This window comes from Aeromonas fluvialis (genome assembly GCF_000819885.1).
GTDB classification, from domain to species: Bacteria; Pseudomonadota; Gammaproteobacteria; order Enterobacterales; family Aeromonadaceae; genus Aeromonas; species Aeromonas fluvialis.
Map to the genome: position 1 here is coordinate 40294 of NZ_CDBO01000015.1, position 20277 is coordinate 60570.

At 60.4% G+C, this 20277-nt stretch carries 21 protein-coding genes and 1 pseudogene; 14 read left to right on the forward strand and 8 right to left on the reverse strand.

Annotated features, from left to right (window positions below):
• Positions 1–21 precede the first annotated feature (21 nt).
• The 3 genes from acuI (at position 22) to BN1125_RS04445 (ending at position 1672) form a co-directional block, all read left to right on the forward strand.
• Positions 22–1002, forward strand: coding sequence for an acrylyl-CoA reductase (NADPH) (acuI, locus tag BN1125_RS04440; RefSeq protein WP_042010911.1), 981 nt, complete (start codon positions 22–24; stop codon positions 1000–1002).
• 74 nt (positions 1003–1076) lie between these two features.
• Positions 1077–1202 carry a hypothetical protein gene (locus tag BN1125_RS19650; protein ID WP_280136061.1) on the forward strand — a complete coding sequence of 42 codons (126 nt, stop codon included), beginning with the start codon at positions 1077–1079 and terminating at the stop codon, positions 1200–1202.
• Positions 1203–1339: 137 nt separating this feature from the next.
• Positions 1340–1672, forward strand: a complete 333-nt coding sequence (locus tag BN1125_RS04445) for a DUF2799 domain-containing protein (RefSeq protein ID WP_042010912.1) — start codon at positions 1340–1342, stop codon at positions 1670–1672.
• A gap of 18 nt (positions 1673–1690) precedes the next feature.
• Here the strand turns inward: BN1125_RS04445 and BN1125_RS18925 are convergent, their stop codons facing one another.
• Together BN1125_RS18925 and BN1125_RS04450 are read right to left on the reverse strand one after the other, a co-directional pair.
• Positions 1691–1855 (reverse strand): hypothetical protein, encoded by a 165-nt coding sequence (locus BN1125_RS18925; protein ID WP_156993089.1) that lies wholly within the window; start codon positions 1853–1855, stop codon positions 1691–1693.
• Between the two features lie 112 nt (positions 1856–1967).
• A complete protein-coding gene (locus BN1125_RS04450) occupies positions 1968–2396 on the reverse strand; it encodes a flagellar basal body-associated FliL family protein (protein WP_042010913.1) in 429 nt (142 codons plus the stop codon).
• 145 nt (positions 2397–2541) lie between these two features.
• Here BN1125_RS04450 and BN1125_RS04455 point away from each other — a divergent pair, with 145 nt between their 5' ends.
• Positions 2542–3078 carry a chorismate--pyruvate lyase family protein gene (locus BN1125_RS04455; RefSeq protein WP_042010914.1) on the forward strand — a complete coding sequence of 179 codons (537 nt, stop codon included), beginning with the start codon at positions 2542–2544 and terminating at the stop codon, positions 3076–3078.
• Positions 3075–3944 (forward strand): 4-hydroxybenzoate octaprenyltransferase, encoded by an 870-nt coding sequence (gene ubiA / locus BN1125_RS04460; protein ID WP_084202255.1) that lies wholly within the window; start codon positions 3075–3077, stop codon positions 3942–3944. Before BN1125_RS04455 ends, ubiA begins: the two co-directional genes overlap by 4 nt.
• Before the next feature lie 66 nt (positions 3945–4010).
• On the opposite strand, the gene plsB is transcribed toward ubiA, so the two are convergent.
• Entirely contained in the window at positions 4011–6434 is a 2424-nt protein-coding gene (gene plsB / locus BN1125_RS04465) for a glycerol-3-phosphate 1-O-acyltransferase PlsB (protein ID WP_042010915.1), read from the reverse strand.
• A 204-nt stretch (positions 6435–6638) separates the two neighbouring features.
• On the opposite strand from plsB, the gene lexA reads away from it, so the two are divergent.
• The 4 genes from lexA (at position 6639) to BN1125_RS04485 (ending at position 10164) form a co-directional block, all read left to right on the forward strand.
• Positions 6639–7262: a transcriptional repressor LexA gene (gene lexA, locus BN1125_RS04470; RefSeq protein WP_042010916.1), complete on the forward strand. Its 624-nt coding sequence runs from the start codon at positions 6639–6641 to the stop codon at positions 7260–7262.
• A 484-nt stretch (positions 7263–7746) separates the two neighbouring features.
• Positions 7747–7962 carry a hypothetical protein gene (locus BN1125_RS04475; RefSeq protein WP_005356042.1) on the forward strand — a complete coding sequence of 72 codons (216 nt, stop codon included), beginning with the start codon at positions 7747–7749 and terminating at the stop codon, positions 7960–7962.
• A gap of 211 nt (positions 7963–8173) precedes the next feature.
• A complete protein-coding gene (locus BN1125_RS04480) occupies positions 8174–8800 on the forward strand; it encodes an SCO family protein (RefSeq protein WP_042010917.1) in 627 nt (208 codons plus the stop codon).
• A 74-nt stretch (positions 8801–8874) separates the two neighbouring features.
• Positions 8875–10164 (forward strand): MATE family efflux transporter, encoded by a 1290-nt coding sequence (locus BN1125_RS04485; protein WP_244268463.1) that lies wholly within the window; start codon positions 8875–8877, stop codon positions 10162–10164.
• Positions 10165–10177: 13 nt separating this feature from the next.
• On the opposite strand, the gene trmL is transcribed toward BN1125_RS04485, so the two are convergent.
• Positions 10178–10642 carry a tRNA (uridine(34)/cytosine(34)/5-carboxymethylaminomethyluridine(34)-2'-O)-methyltransferase TrmL gene (trmL, locus tag BN1125_RS04490; RefSeq protein WP_042010920.1) on the reverse strand — a complete coding sequence of 155 codons (465 nt, stop codon included), beginning with the start codon at positions 10640–10642 and terminating at the stop codon, positions 10178–10180.
• 74 nt (positions 10643–10716) lie between these two features.
• Positions 10717–11883 (reverse strand): annotated as a pseudogene (locus tag BN1125_RS04495) (ATP-binding protein); the annotation flags it as partial.
• A gap of 149 nt (positions 11884–12032) precedes the next feature.
• Here BN1125_RS04495 and fieF point away from each other — a divergent pair.
• From fieF to BN1125_RS19225, 4 genes are all read left to right on the forward strand, one after another.
• Positions 12033–12944 carry a cation efflux pump FieF gene (fieF, locus tag BN1125_RS04500; RefSeq protein ID WP_042010921.1) on the forward strand — a complete coding sequence of 304 codons (912 nt, stop codon included), beginning with the start codon at positions 12033–12035 and terminating at the stop codon, positions 12942–12944.
• Positions 12945–12952: 8 nt separating this feature from the next.
• Positions 12953–13732, forward strand: a complete 780-nt coding sequence (gene cysE / locus BN1125_RS04505; RefSeq protein ID WP_042010922.1) for a serine O-acetyltransferase — start codon at positions 12953–12955, stop codon at positions 13730–13732.
• Positions 13733–13752: 20 nt separating this feature from the next.
• Positions 13753–15033, forward strand: a complete 1281-nt coding sequence (locus tag BN1125_RS04510; protein WP_042010923.1) for a hypothetical protein — start codon at positions 13753–13755, stop codon at positions 15031–15033.
• A 245-nt stretch (positions 15034–15278) separates the two neighbouring features.
• On the forward strand, positions 15279–15488 hold the full coding sequence (locus tag BN1125_RS19225) for a cell division protein ZapB (RefSeq protein ID WP_005307594.1): 210 nt from the start codon (positions 15279–15281) through the stop codon (positions 15486–15488).
• Between the two features lie 72 nt (positions 15489–15560).
• Here BN1125_RS19225 and elbB read toward each other — a convergent pair whose 3' ends face one another.
• Complete coding sequence (gene elbB, locus BN1125_RS04520; RefSeq protein ID WP_042010924.1) at positions 15561–16211, reverse strand: isoprenoid biosynthesis glyoxalase ElbB; 651 nt, start codon at positions 16209–16211, stop codon at positions 15561–15563.
• A gap of 400 nt (positions 16212–16611) precedes the next feature.
• Between elbB and polA the strand changes: the two genes are divergently transcribed.
• Positions 16612–19362 carry a DNA polymerase I gene (gene polA, locus BN1125_RS04525; protein ID WP_042010925.1) on the forward strand — a complete coding sequence of 917 codons (2751 nt, stop codon included), beginning with the start codon at positions 16612–16614 and terminating at the stop codon, positions 19360–19362.
• A 91-nt stretch (positions 19363–19453) separates the two neighbouring features.
• Here polA and BN1125_RS04530 read toward each other — a convergent pair whose 3' ends face one another.
• Positions 19454–20017, reverse strand: a complete 564-nt coding sequence (locus BN1125_RS04530; RefSeq protein ID WP_244268462.1) for a gamma carbonic anhydrase family protein — start codon at positions 20015–20017, stop codon at positions 19454–19456.
• A 65-nt stretch (positions 20018–20082) separates the two neighbouring features.
• Positions 20083–20277 (reverse strand): hypothetical protein (locus BN1125_RS19320; protein WP_208854211.1); only part of this gene is annotated, 195 nt, incomplete at its 5' end.

Below are 20277 nucleotides of genomic sequence, written 5' to 3' on the forward strand. Positions count from 1 at the left end.
CATGTCATCAAAGAGGCAACCATGTTCAAGGCTCTGTTACTGGAAAACCAAGACGGCAAGACCGTACCTACCCTGACCCGGCTGGCCGAGAGCCAGTTGCCGGAAGGCGAGGTGCGGGTAGCTGTCGCCTACAGCTCCATCAATTACAAGGATGGGCTGGCCATCACCGGCAAGGGCAAGATAGTGCGCCAGTGGCCACTGGTGCCCGGCATCGACTTCGCCGGTACCGTGCTGGAGTCGGCCGATAGCCGCTATCAGCCCGGCGACAAGGTGGTGCTCACTGGTTGGGGCGTAGGCGAAGGCCATTGGGGTGGCATGGCCGAACAGGCGCGGGTCAAGGGTGACTGGCTGGTGCCGTTGCCCGCCGGGCTCGATGAGCGCCAGGCCATGTGTATCGGCACCGCCGGTTTCACCGCCATGCTCTGCGTACTGGCGCTGGAAGAGGCGGGCATTACCCCGCACAGCGGCGAGGTGCTGGTCACCGGCGCGGCGGGTGGCGTGGGTGCGACCTCGGTTGCGCTGCTGGCCGCCCTTGGCTATCAGGTGGCGGCCTTGACTGGTCGTCCCGAGGAGCAGGGCCCCATGTTGACCGCACTGGGCGCCAGCCGCATCGTGCCGCGCAGCGAACTGCTGGTGCCCGCCAAGCCGTTGGAGAAACAGCTGTGGGCCGGTGCCATCGACACTGTCGGCAGCCAGGTGTTGGCCAAGCTGCTGGCCCAGATGAACTATGGCGGCGCGGTGGCGGCCTGCGGGCTGGCAGGTGGTTTCGATCTGCCGACCAGTGTGATGCCCTTCATCTTGCGCAATGTGCGGTTACAGGGGGTCGATTCGGTGATGTGCCCGTTTGAACGTCGTCAACTGGCGTGGCAACGACTGGCGCGAGATCTGCCCGCCAGCTTCTTCGCACAGGCGGTCACCGAGATTGGCCTGGAGCAGGTGGTCGATGCTGCCGAAGCCATTACCCTGGGCCAGATTGCCGGTCGCACCCTGGTCAAACTTTGAACTCCCTCTGACTGGCGAGCCCGACAATTCCGGATAAAATTGGAGTGCGGGTGAACTATCCAAGGAGAGTGAAGATGGGTGGACACAAGCCGGATTACGACTCATCTGATGATGATTGGGAGCCGGATTCCTGGGAAGAAGAGCTGGATCAATGGGAAGACGAAAGCTGGCAGGATGACGACCCTTTCGATGACCTGTGAACCACGACATTGAACGAACAGGCGGGCCTTTGGCCCGCCTGATTTTTTTGGTGCGCTCACAGGGTGGATGCAAGCTGCTTGTGGTCATTCCCTGACTGGTCAAGAATGAACAGCTCAAACGACACTCAAGGATGATTATGCGACTTTCCATCATATTGCTGGCGGCCCTGTTGGGGGGCTGTGTTTCCAACGATGACCCTTGCGAGAAGAAGTGGAGCGAAGTGGGGGAGGCAGATGGCAAACTGGGCTTCACTACGGCCAGAATCGAATTTCATCAGGCCCAGTGTGGCGAGAAGGTGGATGCCGAACTGTGGCAGCAGGGCCATCAGAAAGGGCTGGCCTGGTACTGCCGCCCGGAACACCTCTATCTGGCTGGCCGCTCAGGCGAGGAGTATCGTGGTGTCTGCCCCAACGATACTCAGGCGCGTAGATTGTTCCAACAGGGGAAGCAGGGGTGGACCGATCAATAACGCCCTGGACGGAGGGGGCTACTCCTCTTTCAATCGCAGTGGCTGGCAGAGGTAACCCTTGTCATTGGCACTGCGGGCGCACTTACCACAGACAAACTTGGGTTTGCGGACTATCTTGCGCAACGCCTTGAGATCGGAGGGGATCTCGTGACGGCGCCATTCACACAGGGTCTTGCTGCCCATAACGACTACCTCTACGACTCGACGGCCGTATTGTAATCGATTTTCATTTCGAGTGAACCGGCAAAGCTCGCTTATTGGTCGATATGCCAATAAGCGATTGTTTCGAGACGGATTACTGGTAAAGGTACTTGGTGAAGATGAGCTCGCGCACTGCTTTCTTGCCAGCCTCTTGCACCAACAGCTCGTTGACCTTGGTCTCGCACTCCTTGCGCAGCTCTTCGCGACTGACCAGAGACTTGATCTGATCGGCGCTCTTGCTGCCCATCAGGCGGATGATGGTGTCACGGATCAGCGGGTCATGCTGCTCCAGCAGCTTGAGGTCGGCCTCGTTCTCCGCCATCAGTTCTACCGTGACCCGGATATAGCCGAGGGTTTTGCCATCGCTCAGGTAGTTGGTGATGATGTCGGGGTCGAGCGCGTGGTAGGAGAAGCCGGGTTTGGCGGCCGCTTCGGCCCCCTCTGCCGGTGGCTCCTCTTCAGCCTGCACATGCAGTGCGCCAAAGCTCAGTAACAACACCAGCAGAAATTTGAAAATCTTCATATAAATGGCTCATCAACGGCAGATACCCCATTTTTGATGTTGCCATTGGGGCCGTCAAGCACGGATGTTCTTACATTTCGCTATTGATTTACGGATAATAAACCGGATTTTAACCTGAACACGGAAATCTCTGGATGGTGAAGCTGTGAAGTCCGAGTTGACTGTTCCCCTCACGCCATTAAGCGGGTGGCTTGCCCCCGAATGCTGCGAGTTGCCTGCCAGTTTGCGTCCCTGGCTGCTGGAGCCCGGCTCCATGACCCGGCGCCTGCGTCAGCACAATCATCACTTTTCGGTGGAATGGCTGGGTAATCACCCGGTCGTCCTCACGGCTGATGAGCAGTGGCTGGTGGCTGCGGCCTCGCCGGCCGGTGCCTGCCGCGAGGTGATCCTGCATGGGGATCACGGACCCGCCGTGCTGGGCTGGACCCTGTTTGCCGATGAGGCGCTGCAAGGGAGCGGTATTGCCGAGCTGGGCGAGCAGCCCCTGGGGGAGCGGGTCTTTGGCCATGAGCCGGCCCGTCGCGACCACCTGCAACTGGCCCGTTTCGAGATTGCCGCCAATCCCCGCTGTCCGGCCGCTACGGTCTGGGGGCGTCGTTCCCGTCTGTTTCTGGGGCCGTGGCCACTGCTGGTGCACGAGCTGTTTCTGCCTTCTCTCGTCTGTGACAAGGAGTCTGAGTGAATCTGTTAACCAAGGAGCGGGGACTGGCTTACATGCAGTTGGCCCGCGTCGATAAACCCATCGGGACCCTGCTGCTGCTGTGGCCGACCCTCTGGGCGCTCTGGCTGGCCGCCGATGGCCTGCCCAATCTCTGGGTGTTGACGGTGTTTGTGGTCGGTGTCTTTCTGATGCGTTCGGCTGGCTGTGTCATCAATGACTATGCGGATCGCAATTTCGACGGCCATGTGAAGCGTACGGCCGGCCGGCCGCTGCCCAGTGGCAAGGTCAAGCCGCGGGAGGTGCTGGTGCTGTTTGCCGTGCTGGCGCTTATCGCCTTCGCGCTGGTGCTGACCATGAACCCGCTCACCATCGGTCTGTCGTTCGCCGCCCTGCTGCTGGCGGTTTGTTACCCCTTCATGAAGCGCTACATTCCGATCCCCCAGCTGGTGCTCGGCATGGCCTTCTCCTGGTCGATCCCGATGGCCTATGCGGCTCAGGCCAATGCCCTGCCCGTGGTGGCCTGGCTGCTCTTTCTGGCCAATCTGCTCTGGACTGTGGCTTACGATACCCAGTACGCCATGGTGGATAGGGATGATGACCTCAAGCTCGGTCTCAAATCCAGTGCCATCCTGTTTGGTCGTCATGACAAGCGGATCATCGGCGCCTTGCAACTGGCGACCTTGCTGATCCTGCTGCTGATCGGCCAGCTGATGACGCTGGGGAGCCCCTATTACTGGGGCATGTTGGGGGCGGCCGTACTATTCGTCTATCAGCAGCGGCTCATTCGCGAGCGGGCGCGGGAAGCCTGCTTCCAGGCCTTTCTCAACAACAACTATGTGGGAGTGCTTATCTTTATCGGCATAGTGTTCGACTGTCTGCTGGCGTGACCTGTTCCCGCGAAATCCCGATAAAAAAGAAGGCCGCATCAGCGGCCTTCTTTTTTTCATTGCAGATCAGAGCTGGTTGCCCGCCTGGATGGTGCGGCGGATCTTGTTGCTCAGCAGCGGCACTATGTTGTCGGCCAGGGCCTGGAAGCGACCCAGATCCGGCTTGCAATCTGCGGAGAAGTAGCCCTCCTTGCGCAAGGTGTGGATCAGGGTACTAAACAGCTTCTGGTCGAAGAACTCGGGGGCGTTGATGCCGTGCAGGGTACCGAGGCGCTCCGCCATCATCAGGCCGTCCGCCTCCAGCTGTTCCGCCTCGATCCGGGGCTGGGCCAGCACCCGGGTCAGCACGATGGCGTAACGCTGCAGGGTCTCCTGGATGCTTTCGGCCAACAGTAGCAGGCGCATCTGGTTTGCCGGATTGACCCAGTAGCCGCCATCGCGCGCCTCGATCAGTTGCTGACGTCGCAGCTCGGTCAACAGGGCATCGACCAGCGCCGGCAGCTCGTCCTCTTCATAACGGAGGAACAGCTCGGTCTTGAGCAGTGGGTAGATGTCGATGCAGCGGGCCAGCAGCTCGCTGTGGGAGATCCCCTCGCACCGCTCGATCAGCGCCGCCACCAGCGAGGGCAGGGCGAACAGGTGGAGGATGTTGTTGCGATAGTAGGTCAGCAGGATCGCCTGATAGCGGTCCAGACTGATGATTTGCCCCAGCTTGTCCTCGCTCACCTCGAACTTGTTGAGCTCCATCGCCTGATCCAACAGGGTCTTGGCATCTTCGTCCGGGGTGGTGCTGTGCGGGCTGTAAGGCACCGCCTTGAGCAGATCCAGATAGGTGTTGAGCTGGGCCTGCAATTCGTCGCGGGTCAGGGCGTGACGCTCGGCGGCCAGCAGTGCCAGCGCGCTCAGGGTCAGGCCGTTAACCGCGGCAGCGCCGTTGATACGAGTCATCAGCAGCTCGGCCAGATCGTTGACGGTGCCTGCCATCCACTCCGGACGCTCCTCCTTCCCGATGTGCTTTTTCCAGTCGGGGATGTGTTCGCTCAGATAGCTGTTGAGAGTCAGCGGCTCGCCGAAGTTGACGAAACCACGGCCGTAGTTGCGCAGCTTGCGCAGGATGCCGACCACCTGCAGGAAGCTCTCCTTCTCCTTGCGGCTGCCCTTGAGTTCGTTGTGGTAGGTGTTCACCTCCATCACGTGCTCATAGCCCAGATAAACCGGCACCAGGGTCACCGGCCTGTCCAGCCCGCGCATCATCGCCTGCAGGGTCATCGCCAGCATGCCGGTCTTGGGCGGCAGCAGACGGCCGGTACGGGAGCGGCCCCCTTCTGTGAAGAACTCCACCGAGTACCCCTTGGCAAACAGCAGATTCAGGTATTCACGAAATACCGTGCTGTAGAGCGGATTGCCCTTGAAGGTGCGGCGAATGAAGAAGGCACCGCCGTGGCGGAAAATCGGGCCCGCTGGCCAGAAGTTGAGGTTGATGCCCGCCGCGATATGGGGCGGCACCATGCCCTGGTGGTAGATGACATAGGAGAGCAGCAGGTAGTCCATGTGGCTGCGATGGCAGGGGACGTAGACGATCTCGTGTCCTTCCTGCGCCAGCTGGCGCACCTTCTCGGCGCCATTGACCGACAGGCCGCGATAGAGCTTGTTCCACAGCCAGCCGAGGAAGCTCTCGCCCAGGCGGATCAGCCGGTAGGAGAAGTCGGAGGCGATCTCGTCCATGTAGCCATGGGCACGCTTTTGCGCCTTCTCGAGGCTGATCCCTTCGCGCTGGGCTTCCTCTTCAATCGCCTGCTGGATCACCCCGGAGTCGAGCAGCTGCTTGAACAGCAGGTTGCGGTTCGGCAGTTTCGGGCCGGTGGCGGCCAGCTGCTGGCGGCTGAAGTGGGTGCGAGCCACTCGCGCCAGCTTGTGGGCGATCCCTTCGTCAGTGCCGTGCTTGTCGGCCATGTAGCGCAGGGAGAGCGGCGGCGAGAAGCGCACCAGATTCTCACGACCTTTGAGGATCACGATGAGCGCTTTTTTCAGGCGGTTCGGTGCCAGGCTGCTGATGATGTTGAGGCCGGTGGCCTCTTCCCCTTCCCGCCCCGGGGCGCGGCCCCAGAACAGGGTGACGGGCACCACCTGGATATCGAGATCGGGATCCTGCTTGTGCAGATCCAGCAGCTGGTGGAACTCCTGCAGGAAGGGGAGCGGCTTGCTGCGTTTGCCAAACAGGGGAGGCGGACGATCCAGACAGACATAGCGCGGCAGCAGCTGGCCGTTAAGTTCCAGCGGGGTGAAGGGGCCGGGCAGACCGAGACCCTCGCAGCACTGCTGCAGGGTCATCAGGTCAGTGATCGAACTGGTTTTCAGGGCGTAGACGATGGGTCTGGCCGGATCCAGATTGAGTTCTGTGATGGGATTTTCCGGCAGGCTCTTGTGATTGACCAAGCCGCTGACCGGCCATTGCAAGATGGCTCTGGAAATCTTCTGTCCTAGGGACATGTGCGTCTGCTCTCCAAAAAAATGCGGCGTGAGCATAGCAAATCGGCAGTCCCTTGTCGCTGAGAGGTACGATGAGTCGGTTGCGCGGGATCAAAACCATGGCAAATGAACGCAGGGCCGCGACAAATGTCAGCTGCGGCTTGCCTTGGCCACTGCACTGTATATACTGCCAGTGTGCTGTATAAAAAGACAGGTGCCAATTCTATGAAACCCCTTACCCCCCGCCAGGCCGAAGTGCTGGAGTTGATCAAGGCGAATATGAACGAGACCGGCATGCCGCCGACTCGTGCCGAGATTGCCCAGAAGCTTGGTTTCAAGTCGGCCAATGCGGCCGAAGAACATCTGAAGGCCCTGGCCAAAAAAGGGGTCATCGAGATCATGCCGGGCACGTCCCGCGGCATTCGCCTGTTGATCGAAGAGGAAGAGGTGCAGGAAGAGAACGGCCTGCCGCTGATCGGCAAGGTGGCCGCCGGTGAACCCATCCTGGCTCAGGAGCATATCGAGAGCCACTATCAGGTGGATCCCGCCCTGTTCCACCCACGGGCAGATTTTCTGCTGCGGGTGCAGGGGATGAGCATGAAGAACATCGGCATTCTGGATGGCGATCTGCTGGCGGTGCACAAGACCCAGGAGGTGCGCAACGGTCAGGTGGTGGTCGCCCGTCTCGATGAGGATGTCACCGTCAAGCGCTTCCAGCGCAAGGGCAGTCAGGTGTGGCTGCTGCCGGAGAATGAAGAGCTCTCCCCCATCGAGGTGGATCTCTCCTGTCAGCAGCTCACCATCGAGGGACTGGCGGTCGGGGTGATCCGCAACGCCGACTGGATGTAATTATCCCTTCCAACTGTGTTTGCCACACGGCCTCTTTCGGGAGGTCGTGCAGTTTCTGGCGCACTTTCCCTGTCATATCAAAGAGGTTGCAGCGGCGGCATGTTTGTCCTGTGCGACCCGCTACCAATCATCCATTTCAGATATATGCTCAGATCAGAGCCCGGTCGCCGAGACGGGGTGTGACGCCTCCCTCTGACCATCGCAATGCGCCGGGACGGGAGGGCCGGTAACAACGAGAATCGGGCAGTACACCTTCACGGGATATGAAGGGGGAGTGGGGAGATCCCGAGCCTTGTCGGGCAAAGGGGACCACTCTGTATTCGTTGCAGATAGTCGTGACGGGCCTGTTCCCAGTTCAGGCCGACGAAGCAACATGACCTGTCGGTCAAGGAGGACTGGTATGGCATCAAGATCGCCATGGGATTCAGAGGCTGGGGCTGCGCCAGCGGAATCGTCAATCACCCGTTTTGTCAAAGGTAGCCGGATGACCTGGTTTTACGGTCTCTGGCTGCACCATCGTGGTTCGCACTGGACGCTCTGGCTGGGATGTCCGAAAGAGAAGGTGGTGCGTCTGGTGTTGCTGTTCAAGCGTGGTCATGGCGATCGCCAGGGGGAAGAGGGCTGGCTGGCCCCCGTCATCCCCATAGGGGTGAGAGCCATCGGCAAGATGTTGCAGCAGGGGCGCAACGTTCGCCCCTGAGCTGAAGAGGCAAACAAATCCACCCATAACCGGCACCCGAGGAGGCCGGTTTTTTTATGGCTGACATTGGCTATTTTTTGTGCCAAATGGTCGACTCCTGACAGGGGGTTGCACAAGGTTGACCCACCTTGGCGGCTCGCTGGGGTACAATGCCCCCCCTCTTGTCCGGTCACTGCTGGCCATCTGCCTCGAACTGAAAGGGTCTCTTGTTATGATGAAGCTCCGCTATCCCCTGCTCTTTCTGCTGTTGACTGCCTGCCTGATCCTGGTGTTTTACGTCACCCGGCCAGAGCTGCCGCAACAGGCTGACTACTATCCAGCGGGGCGGGACATCAACGATTTTGCCTTTACCGATGCGGACAACCAGCCGTTCACTCCTGCCAACCTGAAGGGGCACTGGACTTTCCTATTCGTCGGCTACACCTTCTGCCCCGATATCTGCCCCACCACCCTGGCAGATATGCGTTCCGTCTATGACCAGCTGAAGAAGATGGCGCCCGACAGTCAGGTGGTGTTTATCTCGGCGGATCCCCAGCGTGACGATATTCCACGCCTCAAGACCTATACCGCCTTCTTCAATCCAGAGTTCAAGGCGGCCACTGCCCCCCACGACAAGCTGTTCCCGTTCGTGCGCAATCTGGGGCTCATCTACTCCATCGCCAATCAGGGGGAGAAGGATTACCTGATCGATCACTCCGCCTCCATCGTGCTGATCAATCCCAAGGGCAAGCTGCAGGGGGTGTTCCGCCCGCAGGTCGCGCCGGGTCAGGTGCCACGGGTGCAGATGGCCACTATGCTCGCTGACTTCTCCCGCATCCTGAAGCTGGCAGGCCACTGAGCGTGACCCCAGCTATTGCCCCCTGGTGGCGCGATCCCTCTCGCCACCGCGCAGTTTTTGCGCTCGCCCTGCCCATGGTTTTCTCCAATATCACCACTCCCTTGCTGGGGCTGGTGGACACCTGGGTGATCGGTCATCTCGGTCAGGCCTGGTTTCTGGGGGGCGTCTCGGTCGGTGCGACCCTGATCAACCTCATCTTCTGGCTGCTCGGCTTTTTGCGGATGTCGACCACCGGGCTGACGGCGCAGGCGCACGGCGCCGCCGACGGTCGTGCCCAGCTCGATACCCTGCTGCGGGCGCTGGGGCTGGCCATTGCTCTTGGCCTGGCGCTGCTGTTGTTGCTCTTCCCCCTGTTGCCACGGCTGATCGCCCTGAGTGGCGGCTCGCCCGAGGTGCAGCTCTATGCGGGCCAATACGTGGCGGTGCGGATCTGGAGCGCCCCGGCGGCGCTCTGCAATCTGGTGATCATGGGCTGGCTGCTGGGGATGCAGGATGCTCGCAGTCCCATGGTGATGCTGATCCTCACCAATCTGGTCAATATGGCGCTCGACGCCCTGTTTGTGCTGGGGCTCGGCTGGCAGGTGCGGGGTGTGGCGGCAGCCTCGGTCATGGCGGACTACTGCGCGCTGGCAGTCGGCATCTGGCTGGTACGCCGTCAGCTGCGGCAACTGGCACCGACGGTGTGGCAGGATGGCTGGCAGCGCTGGCGCCAGCTCGCGCCCATGGTGCGGCTGCTCGGCCTCAACCGCGATATCTTCCTGCGCTCCCTTTGCTTACAGCTCTGCTTTGCCTTTATGACTCTGCAAGGGGCGCGGCTGGGGGATGTGGCGGTGGCCGCCAATGCGGTGCTGCTCAACTTCCTGATGCTCATCTCCTACGGGCTCGATGGTTTTGCCTATGCGGTGGAGGCCATGGTAGGGCGAGCCATCGGTCAGCGGGATCGGCAGAAACTGCGGGAGGCCATCGTGCTCAATCTGGGCTGGGCCGCCCTCATTGCCAGCGGTTTTACCCTGGTGTTTGCCCTCTTTGGTGCCCACCTTATCGGCTATATCACCGACATTCCGGCCGTGGTGGCGGAGGCAAATCATCAGCTTCCCTGGTTGATCGCCATGCCCTTGCTGGCGGTCTGGTGCTTCCTGCTGGATGGCGTATTCATCGGGGCGACCCGGGCGCGGGAGATGCGCAACAGCATGTTGCTGGCCGCGTTTGGCGGCTTCTTCCCGATCTGGTGGCTCTGTCAGTCGTGGGGCGTGGCCGCGTTATGGGCGGCGATGGCAGCGTTGATGGTGGGGCGCGGCCTGTCGCTGGGGGTCACTTGCTGGCGGCTGGAGCGCAGCGGGCATCTGCTCGACGCCCGCCACTGAGCATCGGTGGCGCTTACATGGCACCGTCGTAGCCGAGCTGGCGCCAGCTCTCGTAGACAAAGACAGACACCGCGTTGGAGAGGTTCATGCTGCGGCTCTGGGGCACCATAGGGATGCGCAGCCGCTGCTCGAACGGCAGGCTCTCGATGATCTCGATGGGCAGGCCGCGGCTCTCCGGGCCGAACAACAGGGCATCGCCAAGGGCATACTGGGCCGCCGAGTGCGCGGTGCGACCCTTGGTGGTGCAGGCAAATACCCGCTTGGGCACCACCGCGGCCAGAAAGGCCTCATAGCTCGGCCAGCGCTTCACCTCGGCAAACTCGTGATAGTCGAGTCCCGCCCGCTTCACCCGCTTGTCATCCCACTCAAACCCCAGCGGCTCGATCAGATGGAGCCGGTAACCGGTATTGGCGCAGAGCCGGATGATATTGCCGGTGTTGGGCGGAATTTCCGGCTGGTAGAGGACGATATCGAGCATGACGAGCTCCTGCAAAGAGAGATGAAGCCAAGAAGGGGCGCCAGCATACCCAGCGCCCGTCCGGATGAAAAGGGTCAGGCGATGGGCAGCCGGATGGTGATGGTCAGTCCGGTCGGGTGATTGTTGCTGGCCGCAATGGTGCCGCCATGGCGCTGGATCGCCTCCGAGGCGATGGCCAGCCCCAGCCCGGTGCCGCCGGTCTTGGCATTGCGGGCATCATCGACCCGGAAGAAGGGCTGAAACAGCAGCGCCTGCTGCTCGTCAGGCACCCCGGGGCCATCATCGCGAATGGTCATCACCCATTCTCCCCCCTCTCGGAACCAATCTACCTTGATGCACTCGCGGCCATATTTGAGGGCATTGCGCAGGGGATTTTCCACCGCCCGGGCCAGCAGTTCCGGCCACATCTGGAGTGACTCCGTGGGTAGCGGCGGCAGTTTGAGCTGCTTGCCGCTCTGGTTCGCCTCGAACATGGCATCTTCGAGGATGGGCTCCAGCAGGTCGGCCAGCGGCTGTATCACCGGCGCCTCCACATGCTGCTGCACCCGCGACAGATCGAGCAGATCGCCGATCAGCTTGTCCAGTCGCCCGATCTCGGATTCGATGCGCGCCAGTTCGGCGCTGTCGCCCTGCTTGCGGCGGATCAGCGCCTGCGCCAGTTGCATCCGGGTGAGGGGACTGCGCAGCTCGTGGGAGATATCGGAAAGCAGCTGTTTCTGCTTCTGGATCATGCTCTTGAGCGTCTCTACCATGCGGCTGACGTTGTCCGCCAGCTGGCCGATCTCGTCGCCCCGTCCCAGGTTGGGGATCTGTACCTCCAGATTGCCAGCCGCCAGTTGGGAGACCGACTTCTGCAACTGCAGGATGGGGCGGGTCAGCCGCCAGGCGAGCAGCAGGCAGAGCGGGGTGCTGACCAGCATCGAGATGCCCAGAATGCGGATCGGGTGATCCAGCACCTGAATAAACAGGAACAGGTAGGGATTCTCGGCATTGAGGCCGAAATAGACGTGATAGCGATGGCCGTGGTGCGCCATCAGGAAGGGGCCGGCGATCGCCTTGCGATCCTCGTTGCCCAGCATGGGGTTGGCCGGGTCATCGGCATCCACCATAAAGCGCACCACGAACTTGCGCGGATGGGTGGTGGACTGGATCTGCCCCTTCTCGTCGCGCAGGTAGACGTTGTCCACCGGCAGCATGGCGATCTTGTCCATCGCCTTGGCCAGATCGAAATCCCTCCAGGGTCAGAATTTCGGTGAGCAGCTGGGTCAATTCAAGATCGTCATCGACCAGGACTATTCTGTTCATCGCTTCTTGTTCCACTGATTTTCGCGCCGAATAGACGCCTGGGTCAGGGTATAATAAGTTTTTCATCGTCAGAGGAAAGCCGGTTTTGAGCCATCAACAATATTCCCGTTGGGTCACCTTTGCCAGCATTGCGGCGGTCACTACCGCGACCTTGCTGATCATCGGCAAACTGATCGCCTGGCTGATGACAGATTCATCAACCTTGCTGGCATCCCTGACGGACTCCTTCATGGATGTGAGCGCCTCCATCATCAACCTGCTGGCCATTCGCTATGCGCTGGCCCCGGCCGATGACGAACATCGCTTCGGTCACGGCAAGGCGGAGTCGCTGGCTGGACTCATCCAGTCAGCCTTTATCTCCGGCTCTGCACTGTTGCTGGTGATGCACGGTATCTCTTCTTTGCTCAAGCAGGCTCCCATCGAACGGCTCGAGGCGGGTCTCTGGGTCAGCGGCGGTTCCATCGTGCTGACCCTGCTGCTGGTCAGCTTCCAGAGCGTTGTCATTCGCAAAACCAACAGCGTGGCCATCAAGGCGGACATGCTGCACTACCGCTCCGATCTGCTGCTCAATGCCGGCGTCTTGCTGGCGCTGGTGCTGGCGGGGCAGGGGTGGTACTGGGCCGACGGTCTGTTTGCCATTCTGATCGGGCTGTTTCTGCTGTGGGGGGCGGGGCACATTGGCTACGAGTCGGTGCAGGCCCTGCTCGATCGTCAGTTGCCAGCGGAAGAACAAGCGAGAATAATGGCGCTCTGCTGTGCCGTAGAAGGTGTACACGGCGCACATGACCTGCGCACCCGTCAATCCGGGCCGACCCGATTCGTACAATTGCATCTGGAACTGGACGATCAGATCCCCCTGGTCAAGGCCCATCAGATTGCCGATGAAGCCGAGCAGGCGGTGCGTCAGGCATTCGAGCGGATGGATGTCATCATCCACATGGACCCGATCTCGGTGCTGACCAAAGAACAACAGAGCCCTCACCCCGAACAACAGTAGGCTGCAACATGGATGAACTGGTTGCCAAAACCTGGCACAAAATTCAGCAAGAAGCACAGTGCATGGCGGCCCAGGAGCCGATGCTGGCCAGCTTCTTCCACTCCACCATTCTCAATCACAACAATCTGCGATCGGCCCTCAGCTTCCAGCTGGCCAACAAGCTCGACAGTGCCACCATGCCGGCCATCGCTTTGCGCGAGGTGATCGAGCTGGCTCTGCGCAGCGAACCCGAGCTGCTGGCGGTGGTGGCGGCCGACATCTGCGCCGTGCAGGAGCGGGATCCGGCGGTCGATCTCTTCTCTACCCCGCTGCTCTATCTCAAGGGCTTCCATGCCCTGCAGGGTTATCGGGTCGCCAACTGGCTGTGGCGCCAGGGTCGACGCTCGCTGGCCCTCTATCTGCAAAACCAGATCTCGGTGGTGTTCGGGGTGGATGTGCACCCGGCCGCCCGTATCGGCAAGGGGATCATGTTTGACCACGCCACCGGTATCGTGGTCGGTGAAACGGCGGTGATCGAAGACGATGTCTCGATCCTGCAGAGCGTGACCCTCGGCGGTACCGGCAAGGAGAGTGGCGATCGTCATCCCAAGATCCGCGAAGGGGTGATGATAGGGGCGGGCGCCAAGGTGCTCGGCAATATCGAAGTGGGCGTGGGCGCCAAAATTGGCGCGGGCAGCGTGGTGATCAACCCGGTGCCGCCTCATACCACGGTCGCTGGCGTACCCGCCAAGATCGTCGGCCGTCCGGAGTGCGACAAACCTTCACTGGATATGGATCAGTGTCTCTGATCTCCTGACCGGAGGCGTCGATGACCAAACGCTGGTCGGGTTATCTGATCCTGGGGATGTGGCTGCTCAACCTGCTCTATCTCTATCTGGGACTCTCCCCCTGGCCAGCGGCCATTGCGGCCTGGGGGGCATCACTGCTCACCTGGCCCAGGCTGGTGGGGGCTGCCAAGCGGCAGGCGCTGGCCCTGTATGGTGCCGCCTTGTTGCTGTTGATCTTCTCCTGGTGGCAGGGCGCGACCCTCACTGCCGGTGACTGGCTGTTGCCCAACATCAATATGCTCACCATGTTTGCCGCGGTGAGCACTCTCAACCTCGCGACCTCCGGCCTGCTGACCGGCACCACCTCCTGGAGCGGGCGCAAGGGGCTGTGGAGCACCATGGCCAGCCTCAATCTGCTGGGGGCGGTCATCAACCTCTCGGTGCTGTTTATCATCGGCGATCGACTGGAGCGCAATGGCACCCTGGAGCGGCGTCAGGTGATGGTGCTGAGCCGGATCTTCTGTGCCGCTGCCTTCTGGTCACCCTTCTTTGTCGCCATGGCAGTGGCGCTCACCTATGCACCGGGCTTGCAGCTCTCCCATATTCTGCCGTTCGGGATCCTCGCAGCCCTGTTGGCGATGGGGCTGACCGCCTGGCAGGTGGAGCGGATCGGAGTGGCAGACTTTGCCGGTTATCCGCTGCGTCTACAGACCCTGGGGTTGCCGGTCACCCTGGCGTTGTTGGTACTCCTCATCAAGCAGATCTGGCCCCAGCTCGGCATTCTGGCGGTGATCGCGCTGGTAGCTCCGCTACTGGCGCTGCTCTTTATGCCGAGGGTTGGGCGCAAGGCGGCCCTCAAGCGGCAGGTGGTGGAGCGCTTCCCCGCCATCGGCGGTCAGCTGGTGCTGTTTCTGGGGGCCGGTTTGCTGGCGGCAGGCATCAACAGTGCGTTGTCGGTCATCGATCTCGGTGCGGGTCACGGCCTGCCGCGGTTCAACCACTTTGGCTGGCTTGAGGCATCCCTCACTCTGATGCTGATTCTGCTGGTGGCCATCGTCGGGGTACATCCGCTCATCAGCATCTCCGGGCTGGCGCCGCTGCTCTGGCCGCTGGCGCCAGATTCCAGCCTGCTCGGCATGTGTTTCCTGCTGGGATGGGGGCTTGCCACCGGCACCAGTCCGCTCTCCGGATCCAATCTGGCGCTGGCCTCCCGTTACAACCTCAGTGCCGGGCTGATCCTGCGCTGGAACCTGCTCTACGGCCTGCTGATGTATGCCGTCGCCTGTCTGTTGCTGGGCGGTTATATCGCCTTGCATGGATAAGCGCTGCGCCATGAGGATATCGCCAACGAGCCTCTGCAGGCGGGGCTTTTTGGTCTTGCCCAGTCTGTTGTCGCGGTGCGGGCGCTGGATGCGAGAGAAATAGACGCATATTTAGACAATACCTCTATGGAAGGCGCATTTTACAGCGCTCTGGCTTGTTTGTGCCGATGTGCTCGGGGTATGCTGGCTTCACGCGCTTGAATCGCCCTCTGTGGGGCATCGCAATTGAACAAACAGGTATGCATATGTCACTAGAAGTCCTTGAGCAACTCGAATCCAAAGTACAATCCGCCGTCGACAACATCTCCCTGCTGAAGATGGAGCTGGACGAGCTGAAAGAGCAGAACAGCAAGCTGCAAGACGAGAACCATCAGCTGCGCAACGAGCACGTTGCATGGCAGGAGCGTCTGCGTGCCCTGCTGGGCAAGATGGATCAGATGGGCGAAAGCATCTAATCCGCCGCTATACGCGAGAATTGAAAACGGGCCGCTCCATGAGCGGCCCGTTTGTCTTGGCGCAGCGGGGGATCACAGGGCAAGCAGCTGCTTGACCGTCTTCTCGATGCCGTCCGCGGCCTCCACTATGTTGCTGGCCAGCATGTAGGCGGGGGTGGAGATCACCTTGCGCTCCTGATCCACGACGAACTCGTTGACCGGGCAATTGAGGTGGCTGCCGCCCATCGCCTCGATGGCGTTGGCGGTACCCTCGTCGTGGCCTACGGTGGCCAGAGTGCCGGCGCCGTAGATAAGCGGGATCATGGCCGGTGCGATGCAGATATAGGCCGCCGGTTTGCCGGCCCTGGCAAAGCTCTGGCAGGCCTTCAGCACATCCGGCTGGATCTGGCACTCTGCCCCCTTGATGGCGAAGTCGCTCAGGTTCTTGGCGGCGCCAAAGCCGCCGGGCACCAGCAGCGCGTCGTAATCGGCCGCATCCAGCTCGGCCACGTCCTTTATCTGGCCGCGGCAGATGCGGGCGGCCTCGACCAGCACGTTGCGACTCTCTCCTTCACTCACCTCGCCAGTCAGGTGGTTGATCACATGGAGCTGCGTCACGTTCGGAGCAAAGCATTGGGTGGTGGCGCCATGGCGAGCCAGCGCCAGCAGACTGATGACGGCCTCGTGGATTTCGGCCCCGTCAAAGACGCCACAGCCACTCAAGATCACGGCCACTTTTTTCATGGCAAACTCCTCGTTGTTGAAAATGTGAGCCAGGATGGATTGTTGTACTTTTGTATGGTTATCGTTCGCCCTCCGCTGGTCAAGTCATCTCGCTGTGCTAGGGTTGTTTCGCTTTGGATCCTGCCGTACTTACTCCCTTAAATCTTTTTCCACATTGATCGAGATCATTTCAATTGTCTCGCGATCGTTTTTTTCGGTCTCAAGTTGTTGTTTTTAATGTGTTTTTATATTTTTGTGCACAGTTTTATCACTGCGTGCGTTGGTGTGCCCCATTTTTGAGCACAGAGTTATCCACAGTTTGAGTCCCTTTCTCTGGCCATCTGTGGTGTTGCTGCTCTTCTTGGTGTGAGGGGGGCCCTGTGGCATCCTAGCGGCTGTTTATCTCTGGCAGGACGATTTCATGGCCCCTAGCAATCCCCTTATTCTGGTCGACGGCTCCTCTTATCTTTACCGCGCCTTCTTCGCCTCCCAGCAGGCGGATCTGCGTACCTCGACCGGTTTGCCGAGCGGCGCCGTCCGTGTCATGGCCAACATGATGCGCAGCCTGCTCAGGCAATATCCCGACAGCCACGTGGCCGTGGTGTTTGATGCCAAGGGCAAGACCTTCCGCGACGATATCTATCCCGAATACAAGGCGACCCGTGCCAGCATGCCGGACGACCTGCGCAGTCAGGTTGCCCCTATCCATCAGATGATCAAGGCGATGGGTTTCCCCTTCCTGATGGTCGAAGGGGTGGAAGCCGACGATGTGATCGGCACCCTTGCCCGTCAGGCGACCGAAAAGCAACTGCCGGTGCTGATCAGTACCGGTGACAAGGACATGGCGCAGCTGGTCTCCGACCATGTCACCCTGATCGACACCATGAAAGATGTGAAGACCGATCGGGAAGGGGTGATCGAGAAGTTTGGCGTACCGCCTGAGCTCATCATCGACTATCTGGCGCTGATGGGTGACAAGGTTGACAACATCCCTGGGATGACAGGTGTCGGCGAGAAGACCGCACTCGCCCTGCTGCAGGGGATTGGCAGTATCGACGAGATCGCCGTCAACCTCGACAAGGTGGCGGCCCTCGGCTTTCGTGGTTCCAAGGCGTTCGCAGACAAGTTCCGCGAGCAGGAGGAGCAGGTTCGTCTCTCCTATCGACTGGCGACCATCAAGACCGATGTCGAACTGGAACAGAGTCTGGAGCAACTGCAGCTCAAGCCGGTCGACAAGGAGTCCCTGCTGGCGGTCTACCGTGAATATGAACTGCGTAACCTGATTAAAGAGTTGGAGTCGGGTGACGAGGAGAGCGGGGCCGCGGGTGATGATGAAGGGGCAGCTCCGGTTGCCGCCATCGAAACCGACTACCGCTGCATTCTGGACGAAGCCGAATTTGACGGTTGGCTGGCCCAACTGCAGGCCGCGCCGCTGTTCGCCTTTGATACCGAAACCACCAGTCTCGACTATATGGAGGCGCGGATTGTCGGTGTCTCCTTCGCGGTAGAACCGGGCAAAGCCGCTTATGTGCCGTTTGGCCACGACTATCTCGGGGCGCCGGTACAGCTGAGCGAGGCCGTGGTGTTGGGCAAGCTCAAGCCGCTGCTGGAAGATCCGACCCGTCTCAAGGTGGGGCAGAACCTCAAGTACGACCGCAACGTGCTGCTCAACCATGACATCGACCTGCAGGGTATCGCCTACGACACCATGCTCGAGTCCTACGTGCTCAACTCCACCGCCAGTCGTCACGATATGGATTCGCTGGCCAAGCGTTACCTCGGGGTCGAAACCACCTCTTTTGAAGAGATCGCGGGCAAAGGGGTGAAACAGCTCACCTTCAACCAGATCGAGCTGGAGCAGGCCGCTCCCTATGCGGCAGAAGATGCCGATATCACCCTTCGTCTGCACCAGACCCTGTGGAGCCAGCTGGAATCCGTGCCTGGCCTCGCCAAGGTATTCAGTGACATCGAGCTGCCGCTGTTGCCGGTACTGGCGCGGATGGAGTTGCTCGGCACCACCATCGATCCCAAGCTGCTGCACCAGCAGAGTCAGGAGATCGAGCTGCGGTTGGCGGAGCTGGAGAAGCAGGCTCACGAGCTGGCCGGACAGGAGTTCAACCTCTCCTCGCCCAAGCAGCTGGGGGAGATCCTCTTCACCAAGCTGGGCCTGCCGATCATCAAAAAGACTCCGAAGGGTGCACCGTCCACCGCAGAAGAGGTGCTGGCCGAACTGGCGGAGACTTACGAGCTGCCGCGCTTGCTGATGGAACATCGTGGCCTGGCCAAGCTCAAGTCCACTTACACCGACAAGTTGCCGCTGATGATCAAGCCCCGGACCGGGCGGGTGCACACCTCCTATCATCAGGCGGTAGCGGCCACGGGTCGTTTGTCATCATCTGATCCCAACCTGCAGAACATCCCGGTGCGCAACGAGCAGGGGCGCCGGATCCGTCAGGCCTTCATCCCGAGCGCCGGTTACAAGCTGGTGGCGGCGGACTACTCCCAGATCGAGCTGCGCATTATGGCGCACCTCTCCGGTGACAAGGGGCTACTGACCGCCTTTGCCGAGGGCAAGGACATCCACAAGGCGACTGCCGCCGAGGTGTTCGGCGTGGCGCTCGATGCGGTGACCACCGACATGCGCCGCAGCGCCAAGGCGATTAACTTCGGCCTTATCTACGGCATGAGTGCCTTCGGTCTGGCCAAGCAGCTGGGGATCGGTCGTGCCGAGGCGCAGAAGTACATGGATCTCTACTTCGAACGCTACCCCGGCGTGCTGGAGTACATGGAACGCACCCGTCAGCAGGCGGAAGCTCAGGGTTATGTCGAGACCCTGTTCGGCCGTCGCCTCTATCTGCCGGATATCAAGTCGCGCAACGCCGGTCTGCGCAAGGCGGCGGAACGGGCTGCCATCAACGCCCCCATGCAGGGCACGGCCGCCGATATCATCAAGCGCGCCATGATCAACGTGGATGGCTGGATCCGGGGGATTGAAGACCAGTCGATCCGTATGCTGATGCAGGTGCACGATGAACTGGTGTTCGAGATCCGCGAAGAGAAGCTGGAGGAGTACATCGCCATCATCAAGGAGAAGATGTCGGGCGCTGCCGAATTGCATGTACCGCTGGTGGTGGAAGCGGGCACCGGTGACAACTGGGATCAGGCCCACTGATCCCCTGTCAGTCGTCATCGATACCTATGTAGCTATATTAAAACGCGAAGCCCGGCATGATGCCGGGCTTCCTGTATGTGGCTATCTGGATTCAAGCCTCTTGCAGGTATTCGTCCTTGAGCAGGACATAATTGTCGGCTGAGGTTTTGAGGAAGGCGATCTCGGCCGGCTTGAGCGGGCGAGCCTGCTTGATGGGATTGCCCATATAAAGAAAGCCGGCCTCGAGTCGCTTGCCCGGTGGCACCAGACTGCCAGCACCGATCATCACATCGTCTTCGACCACGGCCCCGTCCAGCAGGATGGCACCCATTCCGACCAGCACCCGGTTTCCTATGGTGCAGCCATGCAGCATCGCCTTGTGGCCGACCGTGACCTCTTCTCCGATCAACAGAGGATAGCCGGCAGGGTTGCTGGCACTCTTGCGAGTCAGGTGCAATACGGTGCCGTCCTGAATGTTGCTGCGGGCACCGATTCGGATATGGTTGACGTCCCCTCTGGCGGCCACCATGGGCCAGATGCTGGCATCGTCACCCAGCTGGATATCACCCACCAGGGTGGCGCAGGGGTCGACATATACCCGTTTGCCCAGTTGTGGGCGTTTTCCCTTGTAAGGTCTCAGTCGCAAGTCCATCTTGGCCTCCTTGTTTTCGGCCATTCTAGCAATCCGGCGCTGGTTTCTGTGGATAAGTTTGTATAAAAGCTGTGCTTGGCTATGAATAACTAAAAAAGTGCACTTTTTTGCAATTTTATTGCCGATAAGGGGTTGCCAGAAAGAATCTGTTCCCTATAATGCGCCTCCATCGACAGGGCAAGCGGCAACGCAGAAAGCCAAGTCGATAACCTCGAAAAGCCTTTAAAAATAAGGCTTGACTCGAGAAGGCGGTTGAGTAAAATTCCACTCCCGCAGCAACGAAC